The sequence below is a fragment of the Kosakonia sp. LAM2021 genome (assembly GCF_016620385.1).
Lineage (GTDB): Bacteria > Pseudomonadota > Gammaproteobacteria > Enterobacterales > Enterobacteriaceae > Kosakonia > Kosakonia sacchari.
This window is the reverse complement of the sequence record NZ_JAENHT010000001.1, coordinates 352967-365666: the sequence shown is the minus strand read 5'-3', so window position 1 is coordinate 365666 and position 12700 is coordinate 352967. Positions and strand designations below refer to the sequence as shown.

General features: G+C 53.3%; 6 protein-coding genes. 4 read left to right on the top strand and 2 right to left on the bottom strand.

The features are described from left to right. Window positions 1-166: 166 nt before the first annotated feature. Both rcsD and rcsB read left to right on the top strand, forming a co-directional pair. Window positions 167-2836 (top strand): phosphotransferase RcsD, encoded by a 2670-nt coding sequence (rcsD, locus tag JKP81_RS01690; RefSeq protein ID WP_200550367.1) that lies wholly within the window; start codon window positions 167-169, stop codon window positions 2834-2836. A 16-nt stretch (window positions 2837-2852) separates the two neighbouring features. After that, window positions 2853-3503, top strand: a complete 651-nt coding sequence (rcsB, locus tag JKP81_RS01685) for a response regulator transcription factor RcsB (protein WP_017458563.1) — start codon at window positions 2853-2855, stop codon at window positions 3501-3503. Window positions 3504-3536: 33 nt separating this feature from the next. On the opposite strand, the gene rcsC is transcribed toward rcsB, so the two are convergent. Both rcsC and gyrA read right to left on the bottom strand, forming a co-directional pair. Further along, window positions 3537-6383, bottom strand: a complete 2847-nt coding sequence (gene rcsC, locus JKP81_RS01680) for a two-component system sensor histidine kinase RcsC (RefSeq protein ID WP_200550366.1) — start codon at window positions 6381-6383, stop codon at window positions 3537-3539. 113 nt (window positions 6384-6496) lie between these two features. Further along, a complete protein-coding gene (gyrA, locus tag JKP81_RS01675) occupies window positions 6497-9139 on the bottom strand; it encodes a DNA topoisomerase (ATP-hydrolyzing) subunit A (protein ID WP_200550365.1) in 2643 nt (880 codons plus the stop codon). Window positions 9140-9297: 158 nt separating this feature from the next. On the opposite strand from gyrA, the gene ubiG reads away from it, so the two are divergent. Together ubiG and nrdA are read left to right on the top strand one after the other, a co-directional pair. Further along, the gene (ubiG, locus tag JKP81_RS01670; protein ID WP_200550364.1) at window positions 9298-10026 is read left to right on the top strand and encodes a bifunctional 2-polyprenyl-6-hydroxyphenol methylase/3-demethylubiquinol 3-O-methyltransferase UbiG; all 729 of its coding nucleotides are present in this window, start codon (window positions 9298-9300) and stop codon (window positions 10024-10026) included. Between the two features lie 345 nt (window positions 10027-10371). Beyond that, entirely contained in the window at window positions 10372-12657 is a 2286-nt protein-coding gene (gene nrdA, locus JKP81_RS01665; protein WP_200550363.1) for a class 1a ribonucleoside-diphosphate reductase subunit alpha, read from the top strand. Window positions 12658-12700: the final 43 nt, after the last annotated feature.

The following is a 12700-nucleotide window of genomic DNA, read 5'->3' as shown; positions in this document are numbered from 1 at the left end:
GAAATTCACTCATTAACCGATATACTGCCTGCTGTACACTGCTCTGCAACACAACATCTATACGTTCGCCGCATGTTTCAGGCGGCTATTACGGCATGGCAGCAACATTGTCTCAGCGAGCGCTGAGTGTTAACAGCAGTGTTGTCATAACGGGTTCCACACAAGAATGAGTCGATCGGACACAATGATCCCTGGCAAATTTTCCCTGATACCGGGCAACATCACCCGTTACTTTCTTTTGTTGATTATCGTCCTGTTGGTAACAATGGGGGTGATGATCCAAAGTGCGGTCAACGCCTGGTTAAAAGATAAAAGCTATCAGATTGTCGATATCACCCACGCTATTCATAAGCGTATCGACACCTGGCGCTACGCTACCTGGCAAATTTACGACAACATTGCAGCGGCCCCTGCCGCTACGTCTGGTGAAGGTCTGCAAGAAACGCGCTTAAAACAAGATGTTTATTACCTGGAAAAACCACGACGTAAAACAGAAGCGTTGATTTTTGGTTCCCATGACAGTTCGACGCTGGAAATGACGCAGCGGATCTCCACGTACCTCGATACGCTCTGGGGTGCGGAAACTGTGCCCTGGTCGATGTATTACCTCAACGGCCAGGATAACAGCATGATCCTGGTGTCGACGTTGCCGCTAAAGGACCTTTCGTCCGGTTTTAAAGACAACACGATCAGTAATATTGTCGATTCCCGCCGTGCGGAAATGCTGCAGCAGGCGAATGCCCTTGATGAACGCGAAAGCTTTTCATCTCTGCGCCATCTGGCCTGGCAAAACGGCCATTACTTCACGCTGCGTACGACATTCAACCAGCCGGGTCATCTGGCCACGGTGGTCGCATTCGATTTGCCGATTAATGATCTGATCCCACCCGGTATGACGCTGGATAGCTTCCGTCTCGATCCGGATACCACACAAGCCAACACGCGCGGGCAGGATAAGGAAACGACCGACAGCGTTGCCGTCAACTTTAATAGTTCGCGCATTGAGATCTCCTCGGCATTGAACGGTACCGGGCTGCGTCTGGTCTGGCAGGTGCCATTCGGAACACTGCTGCTGGATACGCTGCAAAATATTCTGCTGCCATTACTGCTGAATATCGGTCTGCTGGCGCTGGCACTGTTCGGTTACACCACTTTTCGCCAGATGCCAGGGCGCAAAACCGACGGTCTGGCAACGCCTGGTGCGAGTAACGAACTGCGCGTGCTGCGCGCCTTTAATGAAGAGATCGTGTCACTGCTGCCACTGGGGCTGCTGGTGCACGATCAGGAAGCGAATCGCACCGTTCTGAGCAATAAAATCGCCGATCACTTATTACCGCACCTGAATCTGCAAAATATTACGGCCATGGCCGATCAGCATCAGGGCGTGATTCAGGCCACCATTAATAACGAACTGTACGAAATCCGCCAGTTCCGCAGCCAGGTCGCCTCACGTACGCAGATCTTTATTATTCGCGATCAGGACAGAGAAGTCCTGGTCAATAAAAAGCTGAAGCAGGCGCAACGGCTTTATGAGAAAAACCAGCAGGGCCGCGCCAGCTTCATGAGTAACCTTGCCGAGTCGCTGAAACAGCCGGTGAAATCGCTGGCCAGCGAAGCCGCAGCGTTGCAGAGCCAGGAGGGCAATCTTGTCGCGGATCACGCCGACAGGCTGGTTCAGTTGGTCGATGAAATCCAGCTGGCGCATATGCTGGAAAGCGACAGCTGGAAAGGTTCGTCTACGCTGTTCTCTATTCAGGATTTGATTGACGAAGTGGTGCCGGAAGTCCTGCCGGTTATCAAACGTAAAGGTCTGCAACTCTTAATTAATAACCCGCTTCCGGCCAATGAAGAGCGTCACGGCGACCGCGATGCACTGCGTCGGATCCTGTTGCTGCTGATCCAGTACGCGGTCACAACTACGCAGATGGGCAAAATCACGCTTGAAGTGAATGTGGACGAATCGGCAGAAGACCGTCTGACCTTCCGGATTCTCGATACCGGCGTGGGTGTGAACGCCAGTGAAATTGATAATCTGCATTTCCCGTTCCTAAACGATACGCAGGGCGACCAGTACGGAAAAGCGAACGCCCTCACCTTCTGGCTGTGCGATCAGCTGGCACGTAAGCTTGGCGGGCATTTGAATATTAAAGCGCGTGAGGATCTGGGCACCCGTTATTCACTGCATGTGAAAATGGCGGCCCGTCCACAACAGGCAGAGAGCGAAGAAAAATTACTCGATGACGTGGTGGCGATGATTGATATTACCTCTAACGAAATCCGTAATATTGTGGTTCGCCAGTTGGAAAACTGGGGAGCGAGCTGTATTTCCCCGGATGAGCGGTTATCAAGTCAAGAATATGATCTCTTTTTGACAGATAATCCGTCTAATCTTACTGCCTCAGGCTTGCTTTTAAGCGATGATGAGGCAGGCGTGCGGAAAATTGGCCCAGGCCAATTGCGCGTGAACTTTAATATGAGCAATGCAATGCAGGGAGCAATATTGCAACTCATTGAAGAGCAACTGGCGCAGGAGGATGTACCGGAGTCGCCTTTGGGGGGTGACGAAAACGCCGAGCTCCACGCCAGCGGCTATTACGCGCTGTTTGTTGACACAGTACCCGATGATGTTAAGAGGTTGTATACTGAGTCGGCGCTGCGTGATTTCGCGGCGCTGGCGCAGACGGCACACCGCCTGAAAGGCGTGTTTGCCATGCTTAATCTGGTACCTGGTAAGCAGTTGTGTGAAACGCTGGAGCAATTAATTCGCGAGAGCGATGTTCCAGGCATAGAAAATTACATCAGCGACATTGACGCTTACGTCAAGAGCTTGCTGTAGCAAGGTAGCCTAATACATGAACAATATGAACGTAATTATTGCCGATGACCATCCGATTGTACTGTTCGGTATTCGCAAGTCACTCGAACAAATCGAATGGGTAAACGTTGTCGGTGAATTTGAAGACTCTACAGCGCTGATTAACAACCTGCCGAAACTTGAGGCAAACGTATTGATAACCGATCTGTCAATGCCGGGCGATAAATACGGCGATGGCATCACGCTTATCAAATACATTAAACGTCACTTCCCGACGCTGTCGATTATTGTGCTTACCATGAACAATAACCCGGCAATCCTGAGCGCAGTGCTGGATCTGGATATTGAAGGTATCGTGCTGAAACAAGGCGCGCCGACAGATCTGCCAAAAGCGCTGGCAGCACTGCAAAAAGGGAAGAAATTCACACCGGAAAGCGTCTCCCGTCTGCTGGAAAAAATCAGCGCTGGCGGTTACGGCGACAAACGCCTGTCACCGAAAGAGAGCGAAGTGTTGCGCCTGTTTGCCGAAGGTTTCCTGGTAACGGAAATCGCCAAGAAGCTGAACCGCAGTATCAAAACCATCAGTAGCCAGAAAAAATCAGCAATGATGAAACTGGGTGTCGATAACGATATCGCGCTGCTGAACTACCTCTCCTCCGTCACCCTGACGCAGACAGAAAAAGAGTAATCCCGCAACCCCGGCACCCGCCGGGGTTCTTTTTTATACCCGGCTGTTTCGTACCCGCGCGGCATATGCCGCCAGCGTTTGCTTAAGAATATCCAGCGTTACCGGCTTCGACAGGCAGCTGTCCATACCCGATTCCAGACAGCGTTGTTTCTCTTCGGCCAGCGCGTTAGCCGTCACACCAATCACCGGCAGCGTTAGCCCTAACTGGCGAATACGTTGTGTCAGGCGGTAACCGTCCATATTCGGCATGTTGACGTCGCTGAGCACAATATCGATAGGGTTTTTACTCAGAACATTCAGCGCATCCACGCCATCATTGGCCGTTTTACACTGATATCCCAGCGATCCCAGCTGATCGGCCAGCAGGCGGCGGTTAATCGGATGATCGTCCACCACCAGAATCATCATGTCATCGTTACGCGCAGCTTCGCGGGTCTCGGCCGGAAGCGCGTTGCTCGCGTGCGGCTCGATAACCTGAACCCGGTAAATGCGCCCCAGCAGCGCCAGCAGATCGTGTGGCGACGCAACACTGTGCAACCATTCACCCGGCGCACGCTCAACGGGAATACCGATGTGGCGACGGCAGAAAATAATGGCCGCGCGCCCGGTCCACGACGCGGAGAGTTCATCATCGGTGATCAACGTATCCTGGTTGCCCAGCGCGCGTCCGTCGTACTGCTTCACCTGAATACCGTTCCATTGCAGTAATGTCTGCAGATAACCCGACAGCCAGGCATTACGCACCGCCAGCCAGCAGCACGTATCCGCCAGGCCATCGACATCGGCGCGAACCGGCGCCACTGCGCTGTAAAGCGGAATACGAATTGTGAACTGGCTACCCATGCCCGGCTCGGTATCGACGGAAATATCGCCATCCATCATGCTGATCAATTTTTCACAAATCGCCAGCCCCAGCCCGGTTCCCTGGAAATTACGCTGTACGCCGGTTCCCACCTGGAAGAAGGGATCGAACAGACGCACCACCTCTTTACCCGGGATCCCCACGCCGGTATCACGTACACGAATGCTGAGATAATCCGCATCACGATGCACATGCAGCACGATACAACCCATATCAGTGAACTTAATTGCGTTGCTGAGCAGGTTGGAAATCACCTGCTGTAAACGCATCGGATCGCCATTCAGCGCCATCGGCACATCCGGTTCAATAAAGCAGTACAGCCCCAGTTGTTTACGTACCACCAGCGGTAAATAGTTGGCGGTGATATGGCTCATCACTTCGCGCGGGGAAAACTCGCGCGGCTCGATTTTCAACTGTTCCGATTCAATTTTCGAGAAATCGAGGATATCGCTGATAATTTTCAGCAACAGGCTCGACGAGTTGTTCATCGCGGTGACTAACCTGTCGACCCCTTTCGGCAGCTCTTTCGTTTGCAGCAGATCGAGGTTACCGATAATACCGTACAGCGGCGTGCGCAACTCATGGCTGACTGTCGCAAGGAACATCGATTTCGACTGGCTCGCCTGCTCTGCCGCTTGCGCCATTTCCTGCAACGACTCTTCCATCTTCACGCGGGCAGAAACATCCACCAGCACGCAAATCGCCACGTTTTCATTGCGATAACGAGAATGAACAAAGCTAATTTGCAAGTTGGTATTATTGCTGGTCAGCACATCAACGAAATTGACCTGCTGACCACAGATAATTTGCGTAAGCCGCTGCCTGTCTTCATGCGTCAGCATGTTCAAATAGTTGTGTGCCAGCTCGTTACTGAGGATGTTCGTGCCGTCCTGAGTGCGCAAAATGCAGATCCCCACCGGCGCGGAGGCAACGATTTTACGGTTGAACTGCTCATGCTCTTCCAGCCGCTGGGCATCATTTTCCGCCGGAATAAAAATCCGCCGCTCGTACATACGCGCAAGCGTAAACAGCGCCACACCGACCAGCACATTCAGCAACACCGCGTTGAGTATCAGCATGCGAATGCGTTCCAGCACCATATCAACCGGTACGGAGTAAACCACGCTCAGCGATGACGGTGGCAGGCTCTTTTTCAGGATCAGCTCGCGAAAACCCGAGGTATAACCAAACCACGAACGCTCCTGCATCCAACGCGGATCGACAACAATGCCGCTATCCTGGCCGGTAAGGGAAATCAGCGCATGCCCGTTGTCATCCAGGATTGTCACGCCCATCGGCAAGCTACCCGGCGTGAAAAAGTTTTCCATGCGAATGGACTGTTCCGTACCCAGCAGCGCTTGCAGGCGGTTGCCGAGGTAAACCGGCGTCAGCGCATAGAAATAACCGATCCCCGGACGCGGCCCCTGGCTCATCCAGTAGACGTTGTTACTGCGCTCATCCTGCGGAGCGTTACGATATTTAACGATACGCTCATGCAGGCTTTTCAGCGTATCGTCGCGTTCAACGGGGAGATCGCGCAGGCCGAAGTCGGCCATGCAGAGATTGTCGCTGCCGATCAAAAACACGCGGTTGAGATCGTAAGCGGCGGAGAAATTGTCGCGCCAGTAGCGCATAAACCACGCCAGCGACTCCAGCGAGCCGCGCCAGGAGCTGCCCATGGCGGAGCAGTCTGAATCCGGGAAAAGAGGTAAAAATGTCGGGACTTCGGTTTTGTCGTCGCGGTTGCGAGAAGTCAGAATACCGTTTTCCGCCGTCAGGCGGTTTTCGGCGATGTACTTCAGCTCTTTCATCACATCAGACGTGCGCTGGATGTAACGCTGCGCCTGATCGGAGCTGAGGTTAAATTCCTGGCGAATTTCCGACTCTTTGTCATGCAAAGCGTTAACGATATAAAAGACAGAAAAAAAGGCAATCAACAGCCAAAGCAATAGCGCCAGCGCCCTGAACAGATAGCGGGAGACTTTCAGGGTACTGCGAAAAGAGACGAGGTATTTCAACCTGGGGAAACTCCGCCACAAGGAAGTTAAAAAAGAGTGTGATTAAGGTAGCGATAAATCGCAAAGGCCGCAACGGCAATGAAAAAGGGCCGGAAACCGGCCCTCATAACGCATTACTCGGCGTCGTCCTCCGCCGCGTCGTCGTCGGTATCGGTATCTACTTCCGGCGCGATATCATCATCGCCTTCCGCCACGCTACCGTCGATGGAGTCTAACTCTTCATCATCTACCGGCTCAGCAACACGCTGCAGACCCACTACGTTTTCATCTTCCGCAGTGCGGATCAGAATAACGCCCTGGGTATTACGCCCTACCACGCTGATTTCCGAGACGCGTGTACGCACCAGCGTACCGGCATCGGTGATCATCATGATCTGGTCGCAATCATCAACCTGCACCGCGCCGACCACTGCGCCGTTACGCTCGGTGACTTTGATGGAGATTACGCCCTGAGTACCGCGTGATTTGGTCGGGTACTCGGTTTCCGCCGTACGTTTACCGTAACCGTTCTGCGTTACCGTCAGGATTGCGCCTTCGCCACGCGGCACGATCAGCGAAACAACGCTGTCTTTTTCCGCAAGCTTGATACCGCGAACACCGGTCGCAGTACGACCCATTGCACGCACAGCACCTTCTTTAAAGCGCACCACTTTGCCCGCCGCAGAGAAGAGCATCACTTCGTCGCTACCTGAAGTCAGATCGACGCCAATCAGCTCATCGCCTTCGTTCAGGTTGACGGCAATGATACCGGCAGAACGCGGACGGCTGAATTCGGTAAGCGCGGTTTTCTTCACGGTACCGCTGGCGGTCGCCATAAAGACATTCACGCCCTCTTCGTATTCACGCACCGGCAGAATGGCGGTGATACGCTCGTTCGGCTCCAGCGGCAGCAGGTTAACGATCGGGCGACCACGCGCGCCACGGCTCGCTTCCGGCAACTGATAAACCTTCATCCAGTACAGACGTCCACGGCTGGAGAAGCAGAGGATGGTGTCATGGGTGTTGGCCACCAGCAGGCGGTCAATAAAGTCTTCTTCTTTAATACGCGCAGCCGATTTGCCTTTACCACCACGGCGCTGGGCTTCGTAGTCGGTCAGCGGCTGATACTTCACATAGCCCTGGTGCGACAACGTTACTACTACATCTTCCTGATTGATCAGGTCTTCGATGTTGATATCGGCAGTGTTAGCGGTAATTTCGGTGCGACGCTCGTCGCCAAACTGTTCGCGAACCAGTTCAAGCTCTTCGCGGATCACTTCCATCAGGCGTTCAGCGCTGCCAAGGATGTGCAGCAGCTCAGCAATCTGTTCCAGCAGCTCTTTGTACTCGTCGAGCAGTTTTTCATGCTCAAGGCCGGTCAGTTTCTGCAAACGCAGATCCAGAATCGCCTGTGCCTGCTGTTCGGTCAGATAGTATTTACCGTCACGAATACCGAACTCCGGCTCCAGCCACTCCGGACGCGCCGCGTCATCGCCCGCACGTTCCAGCATGGAAGAGACGTTGCCCAGATCCCACGGCTGCGCGATCAGACCTGCTTTAGCTTCAGCAGGCGTCGGCGCGCGACGGATCAGTTCAATGATCGGATCGATGTTCGCCAGCGCTACGGCCAGCGCTTCCAGAATATGCGCGCGGTCGCGGGCTTTACGCAGTTCGAAAATCGTACGACGCGTTACCACTTCACGGCGGTGGCGCACAAACGCGGCCAGAATTTCTTTCAGCGCCATGATCTTCGGCTGACCATGGTGCAGAGCAACCATGTTGATACCGAAAGAAACCTGCAATTGCGTCTGGGAGTAGAGGTTGTTCAGAACCACTTCACCCACGGCGTCGCGTTTGATTTCGATAACGATGCGCATACCGTCTTTATCGGACTCGTCGCGCAGCGCGCTGATACCCTCAACGCGTTTATCTTTCACCAGCTCGGCAATCTTCTCGATCAGGCGCGCTTTGTTCACCTGATATGGAATTTCGTGCACGATGATCGTTTCGCGGCCGCTTTTCGCATCGGTTTCCACTTCCGCGCGCGCGCGAATGTAGATCTTGCCGCGACCGGTGCGATAGGCTTCTTCGATGCCACGACGACCATTGATGATCGCCGCCGTCGGGAAATCTGGCCCCGGAATATGCACCATCAGCTCTTCAATGCTGATGTCTTCGTTATCAATGTAAGCCAGGCAACCGTTGATCACTTCCGTCAGGTTATGTGGCGGAATGTTGGTTGCCATACCGACGGCGATCCCCGAAGAACCGTTCACCAGCAGGTTCGGGATCTTGGTGGGCATCACATCAGGAATTTTTTCGGTGCCGTCGTAGTTATCGACGTAATCAACCGTCTCTTTTTCCAGATCGGCCATCAATTCATGGGCAATCTTCGCCAGGCGGATTTCCGTATAACGCATCGCCGCCGCGGAGTCGCCATCGATGGAACCGAAGTTCCCCTGACCATCGACCAGCATGTAACGCAGCGAGAACGGCTGCGCCATACGGACAATGGTGTCGTACACTGCGGAATCACCATGGGGATGGTACTTACCGATTACGTCACCAACGACACGGGCAGATTTTTTGTAGGCTTTATTCCAGTCATTGCCCAATACGTTCATGGCGTAAAGTACGCGACGGTGAACCGGTTTCAGGCCATCTCGGACATCCGGAAGCGCACGGCCAACAATGACCGACATCGCATAGTCCAGATAGGAGCTCTTCAGCTCTTCCTCGATGTTAACCGGTGTAATTTCTCTCGCAAGGTCGCTCATCTAACCGCTATCCCTCTACTGTATCCCGGATTCAAAGGTCGCAAATTATAACACAACCGCTTTGATACAGGTAAACCTATAACACCCGTGCAAAGGTTTATTCATCCCGTTGGCCTGATATACTCACGGGTCTTATTGATAGAGGAGTTATTGCGCCCATGAATGCCGAAAAAACGCCGGTCGCTCAAAACGTTGATCATGCTGAAATCGCCAAATTTGAGGCAGTCGCCTCGCGCTGGTGGGATAAAGAAGGTGAGTTTAAACCCCTGCACCGCATCAACCCGCTGCGTCTGGGTTATATTGGCGAACACGCTGCCGGTCTGTTCGGTAAGAAAGTGCTCGATGTCGGCTGCGGCGGCGGGATTCTGGCGGAAAGCATGGCGCAAGAAGGCGCGGATGTCACCGGGCTGGATATGGGCTTTGAACCGCTGCAGGTGGCGCGCTTGCACGCGCTGGAATCAGGCGTTCAGGTCAATTATGTGCAGGAAACCGTAGAAGAACATGCGGCAAAACACGCGCAGCAGTATGACGTCGTTACCTGCATGGAAATGCTGGAGCATGTTCCGGATCCGCAATCGGTGGTGAAAGCCTGTGCGCAACTGGTCAAACCCGGCGGCCATGTCTTCTTCTCTACCATTAACCGCAACGGCAAAGCCTGGTTGATGGCGGTAGTCGGTGCGGAATATGTGCTGCGCATGGTGCCGAAAGGTACGCACGACGTGAAAAAATTTATTAAGCCAGCGGAACTCTTAAACTGGGTTGACGGCACCGTGTTACAGGAGCGTCACATCACCGGGTTACATTACAACCCGTTGTTAAACCAGTTTACGTTAGGGCCGGGCGTTGATGTGAACTATATGTTACATACAACGGCAAAAAATGACTAAGGTCATCAGATAAAGTGATAGAAGATTGCGCAGCATCAAGTTGCGCAATTGCCTTTCCCGATGAAGAAATCAGCACTCGATCAAAAATTCATTTTTTTTTGCGAAATATTGACATCGCCGCCAGGCCTTACGATACGAGGACTTAGCGATTGTCACCCTTTCGCAACCTCAATTTAACCTCAAAATCAACTCTTGTACTGAAAAGAATCCTTACTAGAATACTCACCATATAGCGTTTCTCTTATCGCAAACCCCCTATATGTAGTATTTATCCACAGAGTTAATCACAGCAACGAATTGTGGATAAATGGGGGGATATTTTCTATTTCACGGACAGGTAATCACATGAATCAGAGTCTGCTGGTGACAAAGCGTGATGGTGGCACTGAGCGCATCAATCTCGACAAAATTCATCGAGTACTGGATTGGGCGGCAGAGGGGCTAAGTAACGTATCCATCTCTCAGGTTGAACTGCGCTCACACATTCAGTTCTACGACGGTATCAAAACGTCCGATATCCACGAGACCATCATTAAGGCCGCCGCGGATCTGATTTCCCGCGACGCACCGGACTACCAGTACCTCGCCGCGCGCCTGGCCATTTTCCACCTGCGTAAAAAAGCCTACGGCCAGTTCGAACCGCCTGCGCTGTTTGACCACGTGAAGAAAATGATTGAGCTTGGCAAATACGATCATCATCTGCTGGAAGACTACACGGAAGAAGAGTTCAAGCAGATGGACGGTTTTATCGACCACTGGCGCGATATGAACTTCTCCTACGCTGCGGTGAAGCAACTGGAAGGCAAATACCTGGTGCAGAACCGCGTGACCGGCGAGATCTACGAGAGCGCGCAGTTCCTCTATATCCTGGTTGCCGCGTGCCTGTTCTCCAACTATCCGCGTGAAACCCGTCTGGACTACGTGAAGCGTTTCTACGACGCCGTTTCCACGTTCAAAATCTCGCTGCCGACGCCGATCATGTCCGGCGTGCGTACGCCTACCCGTCAGTTCAGCTCCTGCGTACTGATCGAGTGCGGCGACAGCCTGGACTCCATCAACGCCACTTCCAGCGCGATTGTGAAATACGTTTCCCAGCGCGCCGGTATCGGTATCAACGCTGGCCGCATTCGTGCGCTGGGTAGCCCGATCCGCGGTGGCGAAGCGTTCCACACCGGTTGTATCCCGTTCTACAAACACTTCCAGACGGCAGTGAAATCCTGCTCGCAGGGCGGTGTACGCGGCGGCGCGGCAACCCTGTTCTACCCGATGTGGCATCTGGAAGTCGAAAGCCTGCTGGTACTGAAAAACAACCGTGGCGTGGAAGGCAACCGCGTACGTCACATGGACTACGGCGTACAGATCAACAAACTGATGTACACCCGTCTGCTGAAAGGTGAAGATATCACCCTGTTCAGCCCGTCCGACGTTCCGGGCCTGTATGACGCGTTCTTCGCCGATCAGGACGAGTTCGAACGCCTGTACACCCAATATGAAAAAGACGACAGCATCCGCAAACAGCGCATCAAAGCGGTGGAGCTGTTTTCTTTGATGATGCAGGAACGTGCGTCCACTGGCCGTATCTACATTCAGAACGTCGATCACTGCAACACCCACAGCCCGTTTGACCCGGTGGTTGCCCCGGTACGTCAGTCCAACCTGTGTCTGGAAATCGCCCTGCCGACCAAGCCGCTGGATGATGTGAACGACGAAAACGGTGAAATCGCGCTCTGTACGCTGTCTGCGTTTAACCTCGGCGCGATTAAAAACCTCGACGAGCTGGAAGAGCTGGCAACGCTTGCGGTGCGTGCGCTTGATGCCCTGCTGGATTACCAGGATTATCCGATTCTGGCCGCTAAACGTGGCGCTATGGGTCGCCGTACGCTGGGTATTGGCGTCATCAACTTTGCTTACTGGCTGGCGAAAAACGGCAGACGTTACTCTGACGGCAGTGCGAACAACCTGACGCACCAGACTTTCGAAGCGATTCAGTACTGGTTGCTGAAAGCCTCTAACGAGCTGGCGAAAGAGCAAGGCGCGTGCCCGTGGTTCAACGAAACCACCTACTCGCAGGGTATTTTGCCGATCGATACTTACAAGAAAGATCTCGACGCTATTACCAACGAGCCGCTGCATTACGACTGGGAAGCGTTGCGTGAATCGATCAAAATGCACGGCCTGCGTAACTCCACGCTCTCCGCACTGATGCCGTCTGAAACGTCGTCGCAGATCTCCAACGCCACCAACGGCATTGAACCGCCGCGCGGTCATGTGAGCATCAAAGCGTCGAAAGATGGCATCCTGCGTCAGGTGGTGCCGGATTATGAAAAACTGAGTAATGCCTACGAGCTGCTGTGGGAAATGCCGAATAACGACGGCTACCTGCAACTGGTCGGCATCATGCAGAAATTTATCGATCAGTCGATTTCGGCAAACACCAACTATGACCCGTCACGCTTCCCGTCGGGCAAAGTGCCGATGCAACAATTGTTGAAAGACTTGCTGACCGCCTACAAATTTGGTGTGAAAACGCTGTACTATCAAAACACCCGCGATGGCGCGGAAGATGCGCAGGATGACCTGGCACCTTCCATCCAGGACGATGGCTGCGAAAGCGGCGCATGTAAGATCTAACTAAGGGGCGGGGAAACCCGCCCTTTTTTTTCGCAAGACAGGA